The sequence below is a fragment of the Pseudaestuariivita sp. genome (assembly GCF_052825805.1).
On sequence record NZ_JBRBVB010000015.1, the window covers coordinates 339579 to 362044 of the forward strand.

23 protein-coding genes are annotated in these 22466 nt (G+C 65.8%); 9 read left to right on the forward strand and 14 right to left on the reverse strand.

The features are described from left to right. Window positions 1-96: 96 nt before the first annotated feature. On the reverse strand, window positions 97-1269 hold the full coding sequence (locus ACU0B3_RS17700; RefSeq protein ID WP_446262208.1) for a cytochrome P450: 1173 nt from the start codon (window positions 1267-1269) through the stop codon (window positions 97-99). Window positions 1270-1330: 61 nt separating this feature from the next. Between ACU0B3_RS17700 and ACU0B3_RS17705 the strand changes: the two genes are divergently transcribed. The 7 genes from ACU0B3_RS17705 to ACU0B3_RS17735 all read left to right on the forward strand — a co-directional run bounded on the left by ACU0B3_RS17705 (window position 1331) and on the right by ACU0B3_RS17735 (window position 11311). Next, window positions 1331-3070, forward strand: a complete 1740-nt coding sequence (locus ACU0B3_RS17705) for an ATP-binding protein (protein WP_446262209.1) — start codon at window positions 1331-1333, stop codon at window positions 3068-3070. Next, window positions 3067-4332 (forward strand): sigma-54-dependent transcriptional regulator, encoded by a 1266-nt coding sequence (locus ACU0B3_RS17710; RefSeq protein ID WP_446262210.1) that lies wholly within the window; start codon window positions 3067-3069, stop codon window positions 4330-4332. The genes ACU0B3_RS17705 and ACU0B3_RS17710 overlap by 4 nt, the downstream gene beginning before the upstream one ends. Window positions 4333-4705: 373 nt before the next feature. Then, window positions 4706-5701: a DctP family TRAP transporter solute-binding subunit gene (locus ACU0B3_RS17715; protein WP_446262211.1), complete on the forward strand. Its 996-nt coding sequence runs from the start codon at window positions 4706-4708 to the stop codon at window positions 5699-5701. 132 nt (window positions 5702-5833) lie between these two features. Then, on the forward strand, window positions 5834-6505 hold the full coding sequence (locus tag ACU0B3_RS17720; RefSeq protein WP_446262212.1) for a TRAP transporter small permease: 672 nt from the start codon (window positions 5834-5836) through the stop codon (window positions 6503-6505). Then, a complete protein-coding gene (locus ACU0B3_RS17725) occupies window positions 6505-7881 on the forward strand; it encodes a TRAP transporter large permease (protein ID WP_446262213.1) in 1377 nt (458 codons plus the stop codon). Before ACU0B3_RS17720 ends, ACU0B3_RS17725 begins: the two co-directional genes overlap by 1 nt. Window positions 7882-8323: 442 nt before the next feature. Next, a complete protein-coding gene (locus tag ACU0B3_RS17730) occupies window positions 8324-10213 on the forward strand; it encodes an SLC13 family permease (protein ID WP_446262214.1) in 1890 nt (629 codons plus the stop codon). A gap of 93 nt (window positions 10214-10306) precedes the next feature. Beyond that, window positions 10307-11311: a hypothetical protein gene (locus tag ACU0B3_RS17735; protein WP_446262215.1), complete on the forward strand. Its 1005-nt coding sequence runs from the start codon at window positions 10307-10309 to the stop codon at window positions 11309-11311. Between the two features lie 24 nt (window positions 11312-11335). On the opposite strand, the gene tpiA is transcribed toward ACU0B3_RS17735, so the two are convergent. From tpiA to ACU0B3_RS17770, 7 genes are all read right to left on the reverse strand, one after another. Continuing rightward, window positions 11336-12076 (reverse strand): triose-phosphate isomerase, encoded by a 741-nt coding sequence (gene tpiA / locus ACU0B3_RS17740; protein WP_446262216.1) that lies wholly within the window; start codon window positions 12074-12076, stop codon window positions 11336-11338. An 85-nt stretch (window positions 12077-12161) separates the two neighbouring features. Continuing rightward, window positions 12162-12992, reverse strand: a complete 831-nt coding sequence (locus ACU0B3_RS17745) for a LysR family transcriptional regulator (protein ID WP_446262217.1) — start codon at window positions 12990-12992, stop codon at window positions 12162-12164. Window positions 12993-13225: 233 nt separating this feature from the next. Next, on the reverse strand, window positions 13226-13597 hold the full coding sequence (locus ACU0B3_RS17750) for a HesB/IscA family protein (RefSeq protein WP_446262218.1): 372 nt from the start codon (window positions 13595-13597) through the stop codon (window positions 13226-13228). A gap of 22 nt (window positions 13598-13619) precedes the next feature. After that, window positions 13620-13955, reverse strand: a complete 336-nt coding sequence (locus ACU0B3_RS17755) for a TfoX/Sxy family protein (protein ID WP_446262219.1) — start codon at window positions 13953-13955, stop codon at window positions 13620-13622. Beyond that, window positions 13956-14318 (reverse strand): SUF system Fe-S cluster assembly protein, encoded by a 363-nt coding sequence (locus ACU0B3_RS17760; RefSeq protein ID WP_446262220.1) that lies wholly within the window; start codon window positions 14316-14318, stop codon window positions 13956-13958. Between the two features lie 64 nt (window positions 14319-14382). After that, the gene (locus ACU0B3_RS17765) at window positions 14383-14589 is read right to left on the reverse strand and encodes a hypothetical protein (protein WP_446262221.1); all 207 of its coding nucleotides are present in this window, start codon (window positions 14587-14589) and stop codon (window positions 14383-14385) included. A gap of 73 nt (window positions 14590-14662) precedes the next feature. Beyond that, the gene (locus ACU0B3_RS17770; RefSeq protein WP_446262222.1) at window positions 14663-15916 is read right to left on the reverse strand and encodes an aminotransferase class V-fold PLP-dependent enzyme; all 1254 of its coding nucleotides are present in this window, start codon (window positions 15914-15916) and stop codon (window positions 14663-14665) included. Between the two features lie 123 nt (window positions 15917-16039). Between ACU0B3_RS17770 and paaZ the strand changes: the two genes are divergently transcribed. Continuing rightward, complete coding sequence (gene paaZ, locus ACU0B3_RS17775) at window positions 16040-18061, forward strand: phenylacetic acid degradation bifunctional protein PaaZ (RefSeq protein WP_446262223.1); 2022 nt, start codon at window positions 16040-16042, stop codon at window positions 18059-18061. Here paaZ and ACU0B3_RS17780 read toward each other — a convergent pair. From ACU0B3_RS17780 to ACU0B3_RS17800, 5 genes are all read right to left on the reverse strand, one after another. Further along, window positions 18058-18294: an Lrp/AsnC ligand binding domain-containing protein gene (locus tag ACU0B3_RS17780; RefSeq protein WP_446262224.1), complete on the reverse strand. Its 237-nt coding sequence runs from the start codon at window positions 18292-18294 to the stop codon at window positions 18058-18060. The two genes, paaZ and ACU0B3_RS17780, sit on opposite strands and share 4 nt — an antisense overlap. 68 nt (window positions 18295-18362) lie before the next feature. Beyond that, a complete protein-coding gene (locus ACU0B3_RS17785; RefSeq protein WP_446262225.1) occupies window positions 18363-18725 on the reverse strand; it encodes a carboxymuconolactone decarboxylase family protein in 363 nt (120 codons plus the stop codon). Beyond that, a complete protein-coding gene (locus tag ACU0B3_RS17790; RefSeq protein ID WP_446262226.1) occupies window positions 18722-19102 on the reverse strand; it encodes a VOC family protein in 381 nt (126 codons plus the stop codon). The genes ACU0B3_RS17785 and ACU0B3_RS17790 overlap by 4 nt, the downstream gene beginning before the upstream one ends. Continuing rightward, window positions 19102-19827 carry an amino acid ABC transporter permease gene (locus ACU0B3_RS17795; RefSeq protein ID WP_446262270.1) on the reverse strand — a complete coding sequence of 242 codons (726 nt, stop codon included), beginning with the start codon at window positions 19825-19827 and terminating at the stop codon, window positions 19102-19104. Before ACU0B3_RS17795 ends, ACU0B3_RS17790 begins: the two co-directional genes overlap by 1 nt. A gap of 269 nt (window positions 19828-20096) precedes the next feature. Further along, window positions 20097-20834 (reverse strand): amino acid ABC transporter ATP-binding protein, encoded by a 738-nt coding sequence (locus ACU0B3_RS17800; RefSeq protein WP_446262227.1) that lies wholly within the window; start codon window positions 20832-20834, stop codon window positions 20097-20099. Between the two features lie 123 nt (window positions 20835-20957). On the opposite strand from ACU0B3_RS17800, the gene ACU0B3_RS17805 reads away from it, so the two are divergent. Continuing rightward, window positions 20958-21728: a transporter substrate-binding domain-containing protein gene (locus ACU0B3_RS17805; protein WP_446262228.1), complete on the forward strand. Its 771-nt coding sequence runs from the start codon at window positions 20958-20960 to the stop codon at window positions 21726-21728. Between the two features lie 102 nt (window positions 21729-21830). Here ACU0B3_RS17805 and ACU0B3_RS17810 read toward each other — a convergent pair whose 3' ends face one another. Next, window positions 21831-22466: a DUF2461 domain-containing protein gene (locus tag ACU0B3_RS17810; RefSeq protein ID WP_446262229.1), complete on the reverse strand. Its 636-nt coding sequence runs from the start codon at window positions 22464-22466 to the stop codon at window positions 21831-21833.

The window sequence follows — 22466 nt, forward strand, 5'->3', positions numbered from 1 at the left end:
GGGTGAGCGGGCTTCTCGAAAACGCTCCGGGGGAGCGTTTTGCCCGCGAACGGGCGGAGCCCTTTGGAAGATGAAGCTGGAGTGGAGCGCGCTGCTTTAACGGTCCACCCAGAGGGCTTCGAGGCCGTGGAAGTGGTAGAGGTTGGCGTAGCGTGGCGGGGCGGCGATGCGCAGGGTCGGCAGCCGTGTGAAGAGCGCGTGGAGCGCGATCTTGAGCTCGAGCCGGGCGAGCGGGGCGCCGAGGCAGAAGTGGATGCCGCCGCCGAAGCTCGTCATGGGCTGCGCCGGGCGCTCGGGGTCGAAGCAGTCCGGGTCTTGCCAGACTGCCGGGTCGCGGTTTGCGGCGCCGAGAACCAGCGCCACTTCGTCGCCTCGTTCGAACGTGTGGCTGGCGATCTCTGCGCGGTCGTAGGCGATCCGCGTGAAGATATGCAGCGGCGGGTCGTGGCGCAGGACTTCCTCGACGGCGGTGTCGCAGTCCTCGGCTTGGAAGGCGGCTTGCGTGCCGCTTTCGAGGACCGCCTTTACCCCGTTGCCGAACGTGTGCACGGTCGCCTCGTGGCCGGCGTTGAGGAGCAGCACGCAGGTCCCGATCATCTCATCCGTCGTCAACTTTTGGCCGTTCTCCTCGGCAGCGATCAGGTGGGAGATGAGGTCGTCCGCGGGCGCGGTCCGTTTGGTCTCGATGAGGGTGCGCAGGTACGCGGCGAAGTCTTTCGCGGCGGCGTTCGCCGCGTCCTCGAGAAGGCGGTCGCGCCGGGCCTGGTACATGGCCACCATCGCGTTCGACCACGCCAGGAGCTGGGGACCCATCGCCTCCGGCACGCCAAGGAGGCGCGCGATGATCGTCACCGGCAGCGTCGTGGCGAAGTCCGCGATCAGGTCGAACCGGCCGGGCGGCAATGCGTCGATCAGCTGGTGCGCCAATGCGTCGATCTCGGGTGCCAGCGCGGCCACCCGGCGGGAGGTGAACGCGCGCAGCACCAGCCCGCGCAGACGCGTGTGCACCGGCGGCTCGAGGTCGAGCATCGAGTGCGCTTCGACCGCGTCGAAGGCGGCAAGGTGCGGCTGGGCGGCGCGCGGCGTGATTGGCGCCCGCCCAAAGCGGCGGTCGCGCAGCAGCGCCTGCACCGTGGCGTGATCGAGGGCGGCGACCATGCCGTACTCCTCCCACCAGACGAGCGGGCCGTGGGCGCGGGCGTCGGCGTAAACCGTGTAGGGATCCTGGACAAAGGCCGGGTCGGTTGGGGATTGCTGCAGGCGGTACATGGCGCGAGATGTGGCGCGCGGCGCTTTTCAAGGCAAGCCACATCTTGCTAGACCCGTCCCCATGGGACGCAGCGGGCGCAACTTTCTCCTTTGGACGCTGATCGGCGTGGCGCTGGCCTGCGCGGTCGCGGCGGGTGTCTGGCGGCTGGGCTACGGGCAGGCGCTTGACCAGGTGGCGCGGCGGGGCGAGGCGGACCTGGCGCTGGCCGCGGACCGGCTCACCGCCCAGCTGCAACGCTACCAGGAGCTGGCCGTGCTGACCGCGGAGCATCCGGTGTTGACGGCGCTGACGTACGGGGCGCCACGGGCGGAGGCGGACAGGCTGCTGCTCGAGATCGCGGACAAGACCTCGGCGATGATGCTTGCCTATGCCGCACCGGACGGAACTGTGCTCGCGGCCTCGCACCCGGGCCCGGCTTCTTTTGCGGGGCGCGCGGACTTCGACCGGGCCCTGACCGGTGCGCTGGGCGCCTACGTGGGTGTCGATGCCACCGAGGGACGGCGCGCCTACTTTTATGCAGCCCCCGGGTTCGACGCGGCAGGCCGGGTGCAGGGCGTGCTGCTGGTGGCGGCGGACGTGGACATCGTGGAGGCAGAATGGCGCGGCGCACGGCCTACGGTCTATTTCGTGAATGGCGCGCGGGAGGTCTTTATCTCCAACCGGTCCGAGCTGCTCTTTTGGCAGCGCACCGAGGCCGGCCTGTCGGCCCCCGGCGCGCGCCCGGCCACGCTGCGCCAAACGGACGGCCGCACGATCTGGGAACAGTCCTGGAGTCCATACCTGCCGCAGCGCGCGCTGCACCTGACGCAGGAGTTGCCGGTGATCGGCCTGACCGCCGAGGCGCTGATCGACGTCGCCCCCGCCCGGCGGATCGCGCATCTGCAGGCGGCGGCGGTGGGCGGCTTGATGCTCTTCTTCGGCGCGCTCCTCGGGCTGGCGATGATCCGCCGGCGCACACTGGCGGAGGTGAACGCCGCGCTCGAAACCCGCGTCGCCGCGCGGACGGAGGCGCTGTCAGCGGCCAACACGGCGCTCATGCGCGAGATCGCCGAGCGCGAGGAAGCCGAGGCGGCGCTGACGCGGGCGCAGGCGGACCTGGTGCAAGCCTCCAAGCTCTCGGCGCTCGGCCAGATGAGCGCCGGCATCAGCCACGAGCTGAACCAGCCGCTCATGGCGATCCGCTCCTTTGCCGAGAACGGCGCGGCCTTTGTCGCCCGCGGCAAGCCTGAAAAGGCCGCCGAGAACCTCACGCGCATTTCCGATCTGGCGCGCCGCATGGGGCGGATCATCAAGAACCTGCGCGCCTTTGCCCGGCAGGAGACCGAGCCTTTCGGCACGACGGACGTGCGCGACGCGCTCGAAACCGCGCTCGAGATGACCGAAGAGCGCCGGCTGCGGGAGGGCGTCGCCCTGACCGCTGTGCCGCCCCCCGGCCCGGTCTGGGCGGAGGCGGGCGATGTGCGGCTCGTGCAGGTGCTCGTGAACCTCATCACCAACGCCTGCGACGCCATGCAGGGGCAGGAGGACAAGGCGCTGGCGATCTCGCTGACGGCGGCGGGGGCGCGCGTGCGGATCGAGATTGCCGACAACGGCCCGGGCCTTGCCGATCCCGGGCGCATCTTCGATCCCTTCTACTCAACCAAGGAGGTCGGCGCCTCCGAGGGCATGGGGCTTGGCCTCTCGATCAGCTACGGCATCGTGCAGAGCTTCGGCGGGGAGATCCGCGGCAGCAACGGCGCAGACGGCGGTGCAGTCTTTACCATCGAGCTGGGCGCGGCCACGGCGCGGAGCGCGGCATGATTGGCGCGCAAGACACCTCCGGCCTTGCGCCCCACGTGCTGCTCGTCGACGACGATGCCGCCGTGCGGGAAGCGCTTGCGCAAACCCTCGAACTCCACGACATGACACCGCTCGCCGCCAACTCCTTCGTGGCGGCCAAGGACCGGATCACCCGCGCTTTTGAGGGCGTCATCCTCTCGGATCTGCGCATGCCCGGGCGGGACGGCTTTCACCTTCTGGCTTATGCGCGCGAACGCGATCCCGAGCTGCCGGTGGTGCTGCTGACGGGGGAGGGGGACATCCCGCTCGCCGTGCAAGCCATGGCGCAAGGCGCGTTCGATTTTCTGGAAAAACCCTGCGCGCCCGATGACCTGGTGGCTGTCCTGCGCAAGGCACTCGCCGCCCGGCACGACACGCTCACCGCCCGCGCCGCCCGCCGCAAGGCCGAAGAGGGCGATGCCGCGGCGCGCCTCCTCTTTGGGGTGTCCGACCGGGCCGAGGCACTGCGCGCCGACGTGCGCGCGGCCGCCCGTGCCGGCACGGACGCGCTGGTGGTCTCACCGCCGGGCGGCGGGGTCAGTAAGGTCGCCGAAGCGATCCACTTGTGCTCGGCGCGCGGCCCACGCCCCTTCGTCAAGGCGGCGGCGCGCGGGATGACGCCCACAACGCTCGAGGCGCGGCTGACGCAAGCGCAGGACGGGACGCTCTTTCTCGATGACATCGGCGCGCTCCCGCCCGACACCCAGGTGCAGCTTCTCGATGCGCTCGAGGCCGGCACCGGCCCGGCGCTGATCGGCGGGACCACGCGCGACGTCGAGGGCGCGGTGACCGAAGGACGCTTCACCGCGGACCTTTACTACCGCCTGACGGTGATGACCGTGCGCATCCCGGCGCTTGCGGACCGCCCCGAAGACATCCCCGACCTCTTCCAGAGCTACGTCGCCCAGGCCGCCGAGCAGTCAGGCCAGCCCGCCCCAGACGTTACCCCCGAAGTCGTCGCAACCCTCATGGCCCGCGACTGGCCCGGCAATGCGCGCGCACTGATGACCGAGGCCATGCGCTACGTGCTTGGCGTGTCGCGGGAAAGCGTCCCCGACAATACCCTTGGCAGCGGCCTCGGCCTTGCCGAGCAGATGGCCCAGGTCGAACGCTCCCTCCTCGAGGCGGCGCTCAGACGCCACGCCGGCCAGGCCAGCGCCGCGGCCCGCGCCCTCAAACTGCCGCGCAAGACCTTCTACGACAAACTCGCGCGCTACGGCCTGCGGCCCGAGGACTTCCGCTAGACGCCCAAGACTTCCAGTAGACTTCAAGGCGGGGTCCAGCTTCTCTGGTTTGAAAATACCTCGGGGGAGTGCGTCGAAAATCTCCCGATTTTCGACGTCGGGGGCAGAGCCCCCAACCCGGCTCGCCACACGCGCACCTGTGCGGAAAACCGCACAAGCCAGGCCACAGCCTGTGCGGCAAACCGCACGGCAGCGCACAGGGGCACCGTATATTCACACCCCGCACACGCCTTAACCGTTTATGAACGCGCAGCTTTTGGCACTGTTTGCGCAACAGGCGAAATGAGCGCTTGAGCGGTGCGGCGCGCGGCCCTCTGATGGCTCCCAAGCGGGAGACACCGCTGACACATGTCAATCAATGGGAGGATGGGACATGAAATACCTGGCAACCGCCGCCACCGCGCTGGCATTGAGCGCAACCGCCGCCTTCGCCGCGTGTGACGCGGGCGAGATGGTCATCAAGTTCAGCCACGTGACCAACACCGACAAGCACCCCAAGGGCATCGCCGCCTCGCTCTTGATGGAGCGCGTGAACACCGAGATGGACGGCACCGCCTGCATGGAGGTGTTCCCGAACTCGACGCTCTACAACGACGACAAGGTGCTCGAGGCGATCCTGCAGGGCGACGTGCAACTCGCCGCGCCGTCGCTGTCGAAATTCGAAACCTTCACCAAGCAGTTCCGCCTCTTCGATCTGCCGTTCATGTTCAAGAACATCGACGCCGTCGACGCGTTCCAGGCCTCCGAGGCCGGTCAGGCGATGAAGGACAGCATGCAGCGCCGCGGCCTGCAGGGCCTTGCGTTCTGGCACAACGGGATGAAGCAGATGTCGGCCAACGTGCCGCTGATCTCGCCCACCGATGCCAACGGCCTCAAGTTCCGCGTGCAATCCTCTGACGTGCTTGTCGCGCAGATGGAAGCGATCGGCGGCAGCCCGCAAAAGATGGCCTTCTCCGAAGTCTACGGTGCACTCCAGCAGGGCGTCGTGGACGGGCAGGAGAATACCTGGTCGAACATCTACGGCAAGAAGTTCTTCGAGGTGCAGGACGGCATCACCGAGACCAACCACGGCATCATCGACTACCTCGTCGTGGCCTCGGTCGACTGGCTCGACAACATGGACGCAGGCGCGCGCGAGCAGTTCCTGACGATCCTCGACGAGGTGACCACCACGCGCAACGCCGAAGCCTTTGCGGTGAACGAAGGCGCCAAGGCGTCGATCATCGAGGCCGGCGGCGAAATCCGCAGCCTGACCGCCGAGCAGCGCCAGGAATGGGTCGACGCGATGAAGCCGGTCTGGGCGCAGTTCGAGGGTGACGTGGGTCAGGACATGATCGACGCCGCGCAAGCGATCAACGCCGGCTCGTAAGCCCCGACGGCCCGCAAGGCCTGGCAGGCCGCACCACGCGGCCTGATCGCACCATCATCCATCAAGGGCGCGGGTCCACGCGATGCCGCGCCCTTTTTGCAACTTCGTCCCATACATCTGGAAGGAAGGCCGATGGCCGAGAGACCCTCGTTCACCGACCGCATCGAGGAGACGCTGATCGCGGCGCTCCTCGGTCTGATGACCGCGCTCACGTTTGCCAATGTGGTGGCGCGCTACGTGTTCAATGCCAACATCCTCTGGGCGCTCGAGCTGACCGTGTTCATGTTCGCCTGGCTGGTGCTGCTCGGCGCCTCTTACGCGGTCAAGAAAAGCGCCCATCTCGGCGTCGACGCCGTCGTCAACCTCTGCGCGCCGCCCGTGCGCCGCATCCTTGGCCTGATTGCCGTCTCGTGCTGCATCCTCTTTTGCGTCTTCCTGCTGAAAGGCGCCTACGACTACTGGGCGGTCTTTGCGGACCTGCCGCCCACCTCTGGCCGCTGGTTCCCGACCGGGTTAGAGGACCGCTTCCGCAGCCAGAGCTTTTACGAGACGCTCGACATCCCGATGATCGCGCCGCTGCGCTTTCTCGAGGACCTCATCAACTACGGTGACAGCTACGAGAAGATCCCGCGGGTCGTGCCCTACGTGGTGCTGCCGCTCTCGATGGCGCTGCTGCTCTTCCGCTTTTCCCAGGCCGCGGTGGCCATGTGGAAAGGGGATATCACGCTCCTCGTCGCCTCGCACGAGGTCGAGGAAGAGCTCGATGAGCTGCGGAAATCCCATGCAGCCGAGGAGGCGAAGTAATGGACGTCATCCTGCTCTTTTCCATGGTGATCGGGCTTTTGCTCATCGGCGTGCCGATTGCCATTTCGCTGGGGCTGAGCTCCACGATCTTCCTTCTGCTCTTTTCTTCGTCCTCGCTGGCGTCGGTGGCCGGCACGCTCTTCGAGGCGTTCCAGGGGCACTTCACGCTGCTTGCCATCCCGTTCTTTATCCTCGCCTCGTCGTTCATGACGACGGGCGGCGTGGCGCAGCGGATCATCCGGTTTTCCATCGCCTGCGTCGGGCATTTGCCGGGCGGGCTTGCCATCGCGGGCGTCTTTGCCTGCATGCTCTTTGCCGCCCTGTCGGGCTCGTCTCCCGCCACCGTGGTCGCCATCGGCACCATCGTGATCGCCGGGATGCGCCAGGTCGGCTACACCAAGGAGTTCGCGGCGGGCGTCATCTGCAACGCCGGCACGCTCGGCATCCTGATCCCGCCCTCCATCGTGATGGTCGTCTACGCCGCCGCGGTCGAGGTCTCGGTCGGGCGCATGTTCCTCGCGGGTGTGATCCCTGGCCTTTTGGCGGGCTTCATGCTGATGGTCACGATCTACGTCATCGCCAAGGTCAAGAACTTGCCGAAGGGCGAGTGGAAGGGCTGGGGCGAGATCGGCGCCTCCTTCCTCAATGCGCTCTGGGGTCTGATGCTGATCGTCATCATCCTGGGCGGCATCTACGGCGGTGTCTTTACCCCGACGGAGGCGGCAGCCGTCGCCGCGGTCTATTCGTTCCTGATCGCCAGCTTTGTCTACCGGGACATGGGCCCGCTCGCGGGCAAGGATGGCGCACCGAACAAGAGCCTCTTGCGCGCGCCCTGGGCGCTGGTGACGGCGCTGGTGCACCCCGACACGCAAAAGACGCTGTTCGACGCGGGCAAGCTGACGGTCACGCTGCTCTTCGTGATCGCCAACGCGCTGATCCTCAAGCACGTGCTGACCGACGAGCAGGTGCCGCAGGCCATCGCCGGCGCGATGCTGGAGGCCGGCTACGGTCCGGTCATGTTCCTGATCATCGTCAACATCATCCTGCTGATCGGCGGTCAGTTCATGGAGCCGTCCGGCCTTCTGGTGATCGTGGCGCCACTGGTCTTTCCCATCGCGATCGAGCTTGGCATCGACCCGATCCACCTCGGCATCATCATGGTGGTGAACATGGAGATCGGGATGATCACGCCGCCCGTGGGTCTTAACCTCTTTGTGACCTCGGGGGTGGCAGGGATGCCGATGATGGCGGTGGTGCGTGCAGCGCTGCCGTTTCTCGCGGTGCTCTTCGTCTTCCTGATCATGGTGACGTATATCCCCTGGCTCAGCACGTACCTGCCCAATACGTTCATGGGACCGGAGATCATAACGAAGTAGCCGTGCCCTTGGCATGGCTTGCAAGGGCGGCTCTCGGGCCGCCCTTTTTCTTATGGCTGATCAATGCCCTCGTGTGGAATCAAGCCGCAGGCGCCGCACATCGACGGACCGCCTCGTCGCACCAAAGGTGCGCCGTCTATGATTGGCACGCCTCTGGCGTGACGGTCCGTCGATACGTTGACGCCAGTGCTCCGCTCCGAGGTCGTCCGGACTTGGCCACCATAAAGGCGCTCGGAACTACGGCTGGATCGACGCGCCGCGGCCCGTCGATGTGCTGACCTAGCGCACCCGACCTCGCGCCCTTCGTAGCACAAAGGAAACGCGGCCTCACCGAACGTCCACCCGCGCCGAACTGGACTCATTCCGTGGCGCCGGTTGGGGATGCCACACGGCTGTCAAACTGTTATGCATACTGGCAAAAAACATGCGCGAGGCGAGGCACGTGGAGCCGATCACCCTGACCTTCGAGATGATGGCCGTTCTGGCCCTTCTCGGCTTGACCGTGGCGCTTTTCGTGTCCGAGATCGTGCGCATCGACGTGGCCGCCGTGTCGGTCATGGTGCTGCTCGGTGCGCTCAGCTACCTGCCGGGGCTGGGCAACCTGGCCGACGTCACGCAGCTCTTCAACGGGTTCGCCTCGAACGCAGTCATTTCGATCATCGCGGTGATGATCATCGGGGCGGGGCTCGACAAGACCGGGCTCATGTCCAAGGTCGCCGCCCTCATCATGAAGAAGGGCGGCACCACCGAGGGGCGCATCATCCCCATCGTGTCAGGCGTCGTCGGCATCATTTCGTCGTTCATGCAGAACGTCGGCGCGGCGGCGCTTTTCCTGCCGGTGGTCTCCCGCATCTCGGCGCGGACAAACATCCCGCTCTCGCGGCTGCTGATGCCGATGGGCTCTTGCGCGATCCTCGGCGGGACGATCACGATGGTCGGCTCCTCGCCGCTCATCCTGCTCAACGACCTGATCCTGAGCGCCAACGAGATGCTGCCCGCCGGCGAAAAGATGGAACCGTTCGGCCTCTTTGCTGTCACCCCGGTGGGGCTGATGCTGGTGGCGACGGGCATCCTCTATTTCGTGATCTTCGGCCGATGGGTGCTGCCGAACAAGCGCGACCGCGGCAGTGACGCCTCCTCGGCGCAGACGATGCAGGCGTATATCCAGAAGACCTACGGGCTGAAGGCGGACATGTTCGAGGTGGAGGTGCCCGAGGGCTCGATCCTGATCGGGCAGACGCTGACCGACATGATGGTGGCGCACCACATGTACATCCTCGGCACGTCCTACCGCGGCAAGAAGGTCATCGCGCCGATGTCGGACACACGCATCGAGGCGCCCGCGCGGCTTGCGGTGCTGGGCCTGCGGCGCGTGGTGGAGGACGAATTCGCCGATCCCTATGGCCTGACGATCCTGCCGGCGCTCGATGTCTTTGCCGACGACTTTGCTCCGACGCAATCGGGTGTGGCGGAGGTCGTGGTCCCGCCCGGCTCGAGCGTGATCGGCAAGGCCCCCATCGACATCCGCCTGCGCCAGTCGCACGGCATGTCGCTGCTCGCCATCCACCGCGGTGAAGAGACGATGAGCCACGTGGAGACCGAGGACCACGAGGCCACCCATATCGGCGCGGTGCCGTTCCAGGCCGGGGATACGCTGGTGGTGCACACCCAGTGGGACAGGCTGACGCGCACCAAGCGGGACCGGGATTTTGTCGTGGTGACCTCGGACTTTCCACAGGAGGAGCTGCGCCCGCACAAGGTCGGCTGGGCGCTGGCCTTCTTCGCGGTAGCGCTGACGCTGATCCTCTTTACCGACGTGCGCCTGTCGCTGTGCCTCCTGGTCGGCGCGGTGGGCATGATCCTGAGCAAGGTGCTGTCGATCGACGAGGCGTACGAGGCGGTGGGCTGGAACACAGTGTTCCTGCTTGCCTCGCTCATTCCCTTGGGACACGCGGTGCAATCGACGGGGACGGCCGAGTGGATTGCGCAAGGCGTCCTCGCGCTGCTCGACGGCTGGCCGCTCTGGGCGTTGCAATCGGGGCTGGCCGTGCTGGCCACCGCGTTCACGCTGGTGATGTCAAACGTCGGCGCGACGGTGCTGCTGGTGCCTCTGGCGGTGTCGATCGCCGTGGCCGCGGGGGGCGATCCGGCGATCTTTGCCCTGACGGTGGCGATCTCGACCTCGAACTCGTTCCTGATCCCGACGCACCAGGTCAACGCACTGATCATGGGGCCCGCGGGCTACCGCGTGATCGACTTTGTCCGGTCGGGCGGGATCATGACGATCCTCTTCCTGATCGTGTCGATGACCGGCATGGCGCTCTTTTTCTAGACGGTGATGGGTGCAAGCACCCATCCTACGCCGCCGTTGGACTTTTGACCTCGTTCGGCGCATGCTGAGTCACGCTGAGCGAAGGGGCGCAAGATGTCTGACTATCGAAACTGGGGTCTCAGCAACACAGACGCGGCATCACTCGCCTGGTCCAATCAGATTGCTCGGCAGAACGCGGCCAATGCGGCGGCGCGGCGAGACGCAGATCGGCGCGCCAGAGAGGCCAAACGCGCAGCCGCCAAAGGGACGCCAGGTGCAAATGCCGCCGGAGGCGGTGGCGACACTTTTTCGAACAAGGTTGGCGGCGCAGTCCTTATCGGTTTTGGCGTCGTGGCGGCTTATGGCTATGCGACCAAGAGCGCTGAACTGGTGCCTGCGCAACTCCTTGCAATGACGGCGACTTGGAGCTTCCATCAGCCACGCGAGGTTTATGCGCTGCACGAAGAGACCATGCAGGCGCGCGAAGGCAGCCTGCGCGAACCGCCCGAGGGGGCTTTCGATGTCACGTCCAAACAGGTGATCCACCGCACGGACCCGGTGTACGAGACCCGGCGCGTGGCCAAGACCTGTACGCGCAACGAGTTGGTGACGGATGCGGACGGGCTTCAGTACGGCACGCCCGTCACGTACGATTGTTCGCATGACGTTCAGGTGCAAGTCGGCGAGACGCACGTCTACCGTACGCAGTATGACTACAAGATCATGCGCTGGGACGCTTTGCCTCCGCTTGAGGAAGACGGCCTGCGCGAACGGCCGATGCCGCGCATTGCGGCAGGCAAGTTATGCTCTGACAGCGGACCTGTCGCAGGGTGCGAGCGTACCTCCGGGGACCCGACCATCACCTATGCGATCTCTTTTCGAACGTTTGGAACGGCGGACGGCGAGGCAGCGCGGGCTGTTGAGCACACCTTGCCCTATGACGATTGGCGCAAGATCACCACCGGCCAGACCTACGATGCGATCCTGAACGGGCACGGGAAGGTGCGCGCGATCAAGGGGCTGAACGACACCTACGCCGAGCTTGCGGTCAAAGCCGCGGAGCAGGCCGAGGCCAAGCGCGCCGCTGCCGCCGCAAAGGCTGCGGAGCCCGGATCGTAGGGCAAAGGCGCTGTAAGGTTGCGTCTAGGCCGCCTCTAGCGCCGAGATGATACCGCCAAAGTCGTCTGCCTTGAGCGAGGCGCCGCCGACAAGGGCGCCGTCGACGTTGGAGACGGCGAAGATCTCGGCGGCATTCGAGGGTTTCACGGAGCCACCATAGAGGAGGCGGATGCCGGTGCCTTCGGCGCCGAAGCGCGCCTCGAGCTGGCCGCGGAGGGCGTCGTGGACTTCACCGATCTGCGCGAGCGTGGGGACTTTGCCCGTGCCGATGGCCCAGACGGGTTCGTAGGCGATCACGGTGTTGGCGGCTGTTGCGCCGTCCGGGGTGCTTTGCGCCAGTTGCTCGGTCAGCACGTCCAAGGTCTCGCCTGCCTCGCGCTGCGCGAGGCTCTCGCCGATGCAGATGACGGCCGTGAGGCCGGCGCGCCAGGCGGCTTCGGCCTTGGCCTCGATCAGCTCCGAGCTCTCGCCGTGGTCGTCGCGCCTTTCGGAGTGTCCGACGATGACATGGCTGGCGCCGATGTCTGCGAGCATCTCAGCCGAGACATCTCCCGTGTGCGCGCCTGAGACGCCGGTGTGACAATCCTGGCCGCCAATGGCGATGCTGCCCGCGCGTGCCTTGGCAGGCGCGATCAGGGTTGCGGGCGGACAGATCAGCACGTCACAGCCGGGCTTTGGGAACCGTGCGGCCAGCGTATCGAGTTCGGTGAGGCTGGCGGTGAGGCCGTTCATCTTCCAATTGCCTGCGGCGATCTTGCGGCGCATGTGAGGGCTCCTGTCCGGTGTGAGGCGCCATCGTCATCCCAAAGCATCCGCGCGAGGTCAAGGTAGGCTGCGTTGGTGGCCGAGGTTAGGTTGGAGTTGCGCGAGCGCGCAGGACCGCTCCTACAGCGTCGAGCGCGGCGCGGATCGGAGGGTCGTGGCGGGCGTCGTGGTGCGAGACGAGCCACTCGTCATGGGTCAGCGCGTCGATCGTGCCGGATTGGCAGTGCAGCGCCGGGTCCGGGTCGCCGACAAAACGCGGCAGGACGATGCGGGCCAGCCCTGCACGGGCCAGATCGAGCCCCAGCCGGGGGTCGTTCACGAGCGTCAAAGATGCGTCGGGGTGCGCTTCGCGCAGCCACCGTTCGGAGCGGGTCATGCCGCTGGCAGCTGGCCGTGTGGCAAAGGGAAGGGCGGCGTCGCGCGCGGCGTAGACGCCATAGCGGATCGTGCCGGTGCGGCGCGCGGCGAGCCAGGGCTGTTCGGGGCGGATGTTGCGGATACCGATGTCGGCCTCGCGCCGGGCAACGTCGATGATGGCGTTGGAGCTGAGAAACTCGAGCGACCAAAGCTCGGTCCGTGTGGCGGGCAGGGCGAGCGCGAGGGCGTGGGACGTCCAGACACCGGCGGTAAGGCGCACGCGGACGGGCTCCGGCCCGCTTGCGGCGCTGGCGACGCGGCTTGCAACAGCTTGCAGTGGACGTGCGGCTTCGAGCACCTGCCGGGCCTCGGAGGTGATACGGTAGCCCTGCGCCCCGCGTTCAAAGAGGCGCAGGCCAAGCTGGGTTTCGAGCGCGGTCATCCTGCGGCTGAGGGTTGGCAGGCTGGTGCCGGTGGCGCGTGCGGCTGCCGACAGGCCGCCCTTGTCGGCAACCGCCAGCAACAGGAACAGGTCGTCGAGAGAGGCCAGGTCTTTCATTTTCGAAAGTCGTGTCGCGAATTCATGCTCTATATATGCAGCATCATTTGGCGGAACGTAAGCGTGACTTCCAGAATGGAAAGGATGCGCAATGAACCCGCTTTATGTCAGATTGCCCGCCGACAGCCGCCCGCACCCACGCAGCGAGGCCGCGCTCTACGCGTCGCGCCTGCGCAGTCGCCGCCGCTGGGAACGCAAGCGGCGGCGTCTTCAACTGCTGAGGTATCTCAGGATCACTCCGGCAGGGTCAGTTCGGAGACGTCCTTGAACTTGATCGACTCGCCGCAGCCGCAGGCGTCTTCGACGTTGGGGTTGCGGAACTTGAACCCCGATTCGAGAAGGGCCGTCTCGTAGTCGATCTCGGTCCCGAAGAGGAACATCTGCGCGGTGGGCGCGATCAGCACGCGGGCGCCGTCCTGCTCAATCACCTCGTCGTTGGCAGAGACTTCGTCGACGTAGTCCATGGTGTATTCCATGCCCGCGCAGCCGCCTTTTTTGAGTCCGATCTTGAGGCCGGTATGGCCGCCCTTGGCCATCAGCTTGGTGATCTGCGCCACAGCGGCGGGGGTGAGCGTCACGGCTTGCTTGCCGGGAATGTTGAACATCGTGCGCCTCCTTTTCGAGGGTTCAGGCGTTTTGCGCGAGCGACCGGCGCGCCCACATTGCGGCTTCTTCGGGATCGTCGAGCGCGCTGTCGGGCAGGCTCCAGTAGGGCATCACGGTCGGTTTCTTGCCGCTGTCCTTGTGCCCGTCATAGACCCATTGGTGCGACCCCTCGGCCTCGAGGGCCTCGGCCAGATCGCCCTTGGCCTTGATCAGCAGCTCCTCGTCGGGACCGATGATTGCAAAGATCGTGCCTTCGGAGTAGAGGCTAAGCCCGCCGAACATTTTGCGCGTGGTGACATCGGGGACCTCCTGAAAGACCTCCCGCGCCCAGGCGATTTCTTCGGCGGTGACGGCCATCTACATGAACCCCAGCTCCAGCCGCGCCTCGTCGGACATCATGTCCATGCCCCAGGGCGGCTCCCAGGTGAGCTCGACGTCGACCTGCTTGACGCCAGCCACAGGCTCGATCGCCTCTGCCACCCAGCCGGGCATCTCGCCGGCGACGGGACAGCCGGGCGCGGTGAGGGTCATCACCGCCTTCACTTCGTTTTCGGCGTTGATGTCGATCGTGTAGACCAGCCCCAGATCGTAGATATTCACCGGGATTTCAGGGTCATAGACGGTCCTGCACGCCTCCACGACCGCGTCGTAGAGCGGGTGATCGGTGGAGGAAGGGGCAATCAGCGGCGTGCCTTCCACGGGGTGTGACGCATCGTTCATCATATACCTGCGGGGTCAATTCCTGACCAGATACATAAGAAAGCCGGGGCCGCGCGTAAAGGTGTCAGTTGCGTGACACTTGTTCCACGGTGGCGCCGGTGATCAGGTTGTCCACCCAGGCCGCCGGGCCAAAGATCGCGCGCACCGCCCCGGGATCAGACGGCAAGGACACGACCGTCTGACCGTCGACTTCGGCGGAGTTGAGGAACCGCACCATGGCATAGCCGCCGGTGTAGACGCCCAGGACGATCACCAGAAGTATCAGGCGCATGGCCAGCCTCGCGGTTCAGATGTGTCAAGTTAAGTGGACACAGCTTGCCGCGATTGCCAGGCAAAGGCAACAGCTACCGTGCGGCCTCCGCCATCGCGTCGAGGAACTGAACGACCTCGGCGTGCGTGTTGTAGTGGCTGTAGCTCACGCGGATGCACTCTTCGAGCCCGAGCGGTCCCAGCACGTTGCCGCAATAATGGTCGTTCTTGCGGATATGTGTGCGGATGCCGCGCGCGTTCAGGTGATCGACCAGTGCCGCCGCGGGCATGCGGTCCAGCGTGAGCGAGATCACGCCCTCCCGCGCGCCTGTCCCGCCGATCAGCGTCACGCCCTCGATCTGGGTCAGGCCCGGGTGGTTGCCGGTGCCGTGCAGCATCGCGTCGGTGAGCGCCGCTTCCTGCGCGTGGATGGCGTCTGCCGCCGCCTCGATCAGCGCGCGGTCGTCCCCTGTCCCGCCGGTCTCGGCGCCGAGCCAGCGCAGGTAGTCCACAACGTCCGAGAACGTCGCATAAGCGCCCGTGTCGCGGGTTCCAAGCTCCCACGTGCCTGGCGCGGTGCCTTGCAGCGCCTCGGCGCCTGCTTCCATCCGCTCGGACGCCCAGCCGACGCCGTAGCCGTGGCGGGAGAACATCTTGTACGGCGAGACTGCGTAGCCATCGACGCCCGTGACATCGACCCGCCCGTGGCTGGCATGCTGGATGCCGTCGACGACGATGAGGCAGTCAGGGCTGGCGGTGCGGATGGCATTCGCGATAGCACTCACGTCGACCGCCTTGCCGGTCACAGGGGAGGTCGCCACGATCGTCGCAACCCGCACCTCCGGCGTCAGCGCCGCGCGGTATGCGCCCACCGTGACTGTGCCAGTTGCATCGTCATGCGGCACCAGCACATGCTCCCGCCCCGTCCGCGAGGCCCAGTGGTGCATCGCACTGCGGGAGGCCGGGTGCTCGAGCGTCGAGCCCAGCATCACGCCGCCCCCGGCAGAGGCAAACGCCGCCGCGCGTACCAGACGGAACAGCACCTCCGTCCCTGATTCGCCGACAAAAACCTGACCGTCTGGCGCGTTGAAGAAGGTGCGCATGTCTTCCTTCCCCTTGGCGATCACGTCCATCAGCGCCTTGGATGCCGGGTTGTCGCGCCCCTGGTTGTCTGGGATCGCGGCGTACTGCGCGGACGTCTCTACCACCGAGTTGAGCGTCAGCGCGCCGCCCGCGTTTTCAAAGAAAACCCGCGGTCCGGTGAAGGGGCAGGCGTCCACGTGGGCGAACTTGCCGCGCACCTCGTTCAAAAGGTCTGGGTCCATCGGTCCCGGGGTGCTCTCGATCATGGCGCGCTCCTTTGTGCCTCTTGCTGAAGGTAGGGCGGCCAAGATGCAAGGCCCTCAGCGGTGAGAGGGCTTTTCGCCGGCCACGCGCTCTGGCTAGATGCGCGCCAAACGGGAGGCGGCCACATGCGGCAGATCGACTCATTCCTCGCAGGCGCGTGGCACGCGCCGGGCGGCAAACTCCGCGAAGTTGCTGACGCGGTGACCAGCGCGCCTTTTGCCGTCGCCTCGGGGGAGGGCCCGGATGCCGTGATCCTCGATCACGCGCGCAAGGTCGGTGGTCCTGCCATGCGCGCCGGCACGTTCCATGACCGGGCGCGGCGGATCAAGGCGCTGGCGCTGCATCTCGATCAGCACAAGGACCAGCTCTACCGCCTCTCGCACCACATGGGCGCGACGCTGAGCGATGCCAAGATCGACATCGACGGCGGCATCGCCACGCTCTTTGTTTACGCCTCGAAGGGGCGGCGGGAGATGCCCGATGCGCAGGTCTACCGGGACGGCGCGGTAGAGCAGCTTTCGCGGCAGGGGACATTCCTTGGCCAGCACATCTGCGTGCCGAAACAGGGCGTTGCGCTGCACATCAACGCCTTCAACTTCCCGGTCTGGGGGATGCTCGAGAAGCTGGGCGCGACTTTGCTGGCGGGCGTGCCAGCCATCGTCAAACCGGCGACGGCCAGCGCCTACATCACCGAAGAATGCGTCCGGCAGATGCTGGCCTCCGGCCTTCTCCCCGAGGGGTCGTTGCAATTGGTCAGCGGCTCTCTCGGCAGTCTCATCGACGGCTTGGGCGCGCAGGACGTGGTGAGCTTTACCGGCTCCGCTGCCACTGCGCGTCAGCTGCGCAGCCATCCCGCATTCACCGAGCGCGGCGCGCTGTTCATCGCCGAGCAGGACAGCCTCAACGCCACCGTCCTCGGCCCGGATGCAGTGCCCGGCAGTCCCGAGTTCGACCTCTGCGCCCGCGAGATCACCCGCGAGATGACTGCTAAGGCGGGCCAGAAATGCACCGCAATCCGCCGGGTGATGGTGCCGGAGGCTCATGCCGAGGCGATGATCGACGCCGTGCGCGCGCGGCTTTCAAAGGTGACGCTGGGCGCACCTGACCGCGATGACGTCCGCATGGGCGCGCTCGTCTCGGCCGCGCAAAAGCGCGACGTGCTGGAGACGCTCGCCACGCTCGAGACCGAAGCCACCCGTGTCATTGGCGATCCTGCAAACTTCGACCTCCTCGGCGCAGACCCCGAGGCCGGCGCCTTCGTCCCGCCGATCCTCTTGCATTGCGCGGACCCGGACATCGCAACGCGCATCCACGACACCGAAGCCTTCGGCCCCGTCGCGACGCTTATGGTGTACTCGGACCTCGCCCACGCCACCCAATTGGTGAACCGCGGCGGAGGGAGCCTTGTCACGTCGGTCTTCACCCGCGACGGCAAAGTCGCGCAGCAGACGGTCGCCGAAAGCGCCGCCTGGAACGGGCGGCTCTACTTCATGAACCATGACGCGGCGGAGGAGGCGACGGGCCACGGCTCTCCCCTCCCGCACATGGTGCACGGCGGTCCGGGACGTGCAGGCGGAGGCGAGGAACTGGGCGGTATTCGCGGCGTCATGCACTACATGCAGCGGACGGCTGTGCAGGGCTCCCCGGACATCCTGAGCGCAATCGGCGGCGTCCACGTGACCGGCGCCAAAACGCACCACGGCCCGCAGCACCCCTTCCGCCGGACCTTTACCGAGCTTGAGATTGGCGAGACGCTGGTCACGCCGTCACGGACAATCACGCTCGAAGACATCGAACACTTCGCGACGTTCACCGGCGACACGTTCTATGCGCATATGGACGAGGCGGCAGCGGCGCGAAACCCGTTCTTTCCCGGCCGTGTGGCGCATGGCTATTTGCTGTTGTCTTTCGCCGCGGGGCTCTTTGTCGACCCGGATGAGGGCCCCGTGCTCGCCAACACCGGCCTCGATAACTTGCGGTTTATGAAGCCCGCGCCCGCCGGGACCGAGTTGACCGTGCATCTGACGGTGATGGCAAAGACGCCCCGGACGGAGGAGTACGGTGAGGTGCGCTGGGCGGTGTCCCTGCGCGATCAGGAGGGTGATTTGCTCGCGACGTATGAGCTGCTGACGATGGTGCGGGTCTAAAACGCCTTAAACGTCAGCGTCGTCAACGATCGCTCGATTCCGTCGATGTGCAAGAGCTCTTCGTTGATGAACTTGCCCACGTCCTGATCCTCAGGGATGTAAAGCTTGAGCAGCAGGTCATACTCCCCGGAGGTCGAGTAGAGCTCGGAATGGATCTCGCGCAGGGCAATGGCGTCGGCGACGGCGTAGGTGGTGCCGGGTTTGCAGCGCAGCTGGACAAAGACGCAGTGCATGGCGGGTCTCCTTTGGCTCTTTGCGGCAAGTTAGCAGGACGCGCAGAATTTTCCTGCGAAAATTCTCGCTATTCGGAGAATGTGTCGAACGCTTTCAGCGCCTTGGCCGAGTAGGCGTAGGACGGCCCGCCGCCCATGTAGGTCGCCATCGCCAGCGCCTCGGTCAGCTCCTCCCGGGTGATCCCGAGCCGGACAAGCGCGCGGACGTGGAACCCGATGCAGCTGTCGCAGCGTGTGGCGATGGCGATGCCCAGGGCCATGATCTCCTTGGTCTTTTCATCAAGGGCGCCGTTGGTCTTGGCCGCCGCGCCCATGGTGGCAAATCCCTTGGCGGTCGCCGGGATCTCCTTGGCAAGCGCGGTGATGTTGGCCTCGGTCTCGGCCATGAAGTCGTTCCAGTCCATCGCGATGTCCTTTCGTTTGCGGGTCACGCCTTGTGGCAGACCGCCTCGACGTTGTGCCCGTCCGGGTCCAGCACGAACGCGCCGTAGTAGCTGGCGTGGTAGTGCGGGCGCAGGCCCGGCGCGCCGTTGTCGGTGCCGCCTGCGACGAGGGCTTTGGCATGGAACGCGGCAACCGCGCTACGGGATCCGGCGCGGAAGGCAAAGTGCATGGCACGCACCGGCTCCGCTGCCTCGGCAATCCAGAATTCCCCAAGCTTGGTGCCGTAGGCGCCCACCTGAACGCCGCCCGCCTGCTCGGGCGGCACCTCGTACACCCATCGCAACCCCAGCGGAGCGAGCGCCGCATCATAGAACGCGCGGGCGGCGGCGAAATCACTCACCTCGATCGTGAGATGATCGATCATCAGCCCCGCTCGTCCGCGCCCATCCGCCGCTCGAGCCAGCGCACGCCCGCGCTGATGACCAGCACCAATACGAGGTATTCGAAGATCAAAAGCGTGTAGATCTCGAGCGGGCGGTACTCCGTCACCACGAGTTCATTGGCGCGGCGGGTCAGCTCCTGCATCCCGATGACGGAGGCAAAGGCGGACATCTTCACGATGTAGATGAATTGGTTGGCCAAGGGGGGCAGGATGCGGCGGATCGCTTGCGGCAGGATCACGTAGCGCATGGATTGCCAGCGGGATAGACCGATGGTCTGCGCCGCCTCCGTCTGGCCACGAGCGATGGACTGGATGCCCGCGCGGTAGATCTCGGCCGTAAACGCGCTGTCCGAGATCGCCAGCGTGATGATCGCGCCCCAGAACGGGTCGATCGGGATGTTCAGCCCCATTGAGCGAAAGATGATCGGCAGCCCGTAGAACACCCAAAAGAGCATCGGCAGGAGCGGGATCGCCCGGATGAACTCGACATAGACGCGGTTCACTGCGCGCCAGCCCCACTTGTCGCTGAGGCCGGGCAGGGCGACCAGCAGCCCCAAGGTGATCGAGATCGCAGCGGCGATGACCGACACTAGGATGGTCGCCCACATGCCGCCCACAAGGAACTTGACGTTGGTCCAGCCCGACGCGGTGGTCGGGTCGATCACGTACCAGCCCCATGTCGACGAGGACGCGCAGCCGGTAAGCAGGGCGAGGCCGGTGAAGAAGGCGACGAGGCGGAGGGTGCGCAGGCGGGCGAGAGGCCCCGGATCACGTCCGGGGCGGGTGGATCCCAGCACGGCGCGTCCCGGGCTCGACCCGGGACCCCTACAAGAGGATGGTGCGTTGCCTAAGTCGCGAGGCCCCGGATCAGGTCCGGGGCGTGCGGAACTTAACGCTTCCCGTCCCGGGCCCGACCCGGGACCTCGACGTGCAAGAGCGCGCAAAGAGAAGCAAAAACTCGACATACGCACGCTCCTCAATGGCTCAGGATCTGCTTGAGGAACGTCTGGCAGCGCTTCGACTTCGGCGCGGCAAAGAACTCCTCCGGCGGACCGGTCTCCACGATCTCGCCGGCGTCCATGAAGACCATCTGGTCCGCCACCTTGCGGGCAAAGCCCATCTCGTGCGTCACGACCACCATGGTCATCCCATCCTCGGCAAGCTCGACCATCACGTCGAGCACTTCCGAGATCATCTCGGGGTCGAGCGCCGAGGTCGGCTCGTCAAAGAGCAGCACTTTCGGCCGCATCGCCAGCGCCCGCGCAATCGCCACGCGCTGCTGCTGCCCGCCACTCAGCTGCGACGGGCGCTTGCCCGCCTGTTCGGGGATGCGCACCCGCTCTAGGTAGGTCATCGCCCGCGCCTCGGCGTCCTTGCGGCTGAGCCCCAGCGCCTTCATCGGGCCCAGCGTCAGGTTCTCGAGCACCGTCAGATGGGGAAAGAGGTTGAACTGCTGAAAGACCATCCCGACGTCCCGCCCCAGCGTGTCGGCAGTGGTCTTTTCCGTCACTTCCCGGCCATTCACCACAATGGTGCCGGCCTGGTGCTGCTCAAGCCGGTTGATGCAACGCACCACCGTCGATTTGCCGGACCCCGACGGCCCACAGATCACGACGCGCTCGCCTTCGTCCACGGTCAGCGAGATGTTCTTCAGCACCTGAAAGTCGCCAAAGTACTTGTCGACGTTCCGCATCGTGATGGCAGTTTCTGACATGAGGCCCCGATGCTCGGCAGAAAAATCGAAAAGTGACTTGATCTTACGGGTCTATGTCACAGAACATCAAGGGTGATGGACAGGTGGGATGGCCATTCTGTCAACTTTGGGAGACACCAACATATGAAACATTGGATGATGGCCGCTTCGGCGGCTCTCGTGAGCGTGGCGCTGAGCACCAGCGCCATGGCGCAATCGGCGCTGAATGAAATTCTGGACAGTGGCGTGCTCAAGGTTGGCACCACGGGCGACTGGAACCCGATGACGCTGCGCGATCCGGCGACCAATTCCTACAAAGGCTTCGACATCGACGTGATGACCGAGCTGGCGACCGATCTCGGCGTCGAGGTCGAGTTTGTGCCGACCGACTGGAAAACCCTCGTGAATGGCGTGGTGGCGGGACAGTACCACATGACCGGCTCCGCCTCGATCTCTCCCGCGCGGATGAAGGTCGCAGGCTTCTCCGAAAGCTACATCGCGGTTGAGATGTTCCCCTTCACCACCGAGGACAAGGCGGACCGCTTCGACGGATATGACAGCATTAACCAGGAGGGCGTGATCGTCGCCACGACGCTCGGCACCTCCTTCGAGGCTCTGGTGCGGAACTGGTTCCCGAACGCTGAAATCAAAGTGGTCGAGGCCCCTGCACGCGGTTTCCAGGAGGTGCTCGCCGGTCGGGCCGATGTCTTCGTGACTTCCAACATCGAGGGCGCGACGCTCGAGGCGAAATTCCCGGTCGTGAAAGTGACCGGCGCCGAGCCCCGCGCACCCACGCCCATCGCGATGATCCTGCCGCAGGACGACCAGGTCTGGATCAACTACGTGAACAACTGGGTGAAGGTGAAGCAGGCCAAGGGCTTCTTCGACGAGGTGAAAGCCAAGCACGGCCTATGAGCTGCGCGCCCATAATCTTCGCAAGTAGATTATGGGTCCACAGTTTTCGTGGGCAAATTGTGCTGCCCGCCTCAAACGCTCCGGCACTCCCCGGGGCGTTTTCTATGCCGCCAGCCAATCGCGGACGGGGACCATCTGACGGTAGTTCTCGAGCGCCCGCGACACCAAATCCCCTTCGCACGCAAACGCAGGTGGGAAGTCTTTCCAGACACTGAGGCCCTTGTGCTTGAGCAGCGCCGCGCGCGGGTGATCGGCGTCAAAACCTGCCGGCACGCGTTTGAGGTCCGGTTCTGACAGCCTGAGGCCCGATGCCTCAGCTTCCGCCAGGGCCTCTTCCAGGGCTGCTCCTTCAGGGCCAGCCACCTTGTGCCGGAAGCTCTCTAAAGCCTCCTTCTTCAGCTCGAACTGACCCGTGCCGAGAGACACGCCGCGTGGGTCGAGGCCAAAGAACCAGGGTGGGCCTGTATCTGGTGAAAAAGAAATCCGCAGGTATGCATTGTAGGGCGACTTGTCCTTGGAGAACCGGACATCGCGAAAGATGCGCAGGACCTTGGACGTGACCGGGGCAGGGGAGATGCGCTCTAACGCCGCGCTCATATCCTCGCAGAACCGCGCCGCGGCGTCTCTGTAATGCGTCTCGTAGGTCGGCTTGTGCGCGTTGAACCAGTCGCGCGCATTGTTGGCCTCAAGCTCCTTGAGAAACGTCAAAAGAGCGGGATCAAACGCGTCGAATGCCAC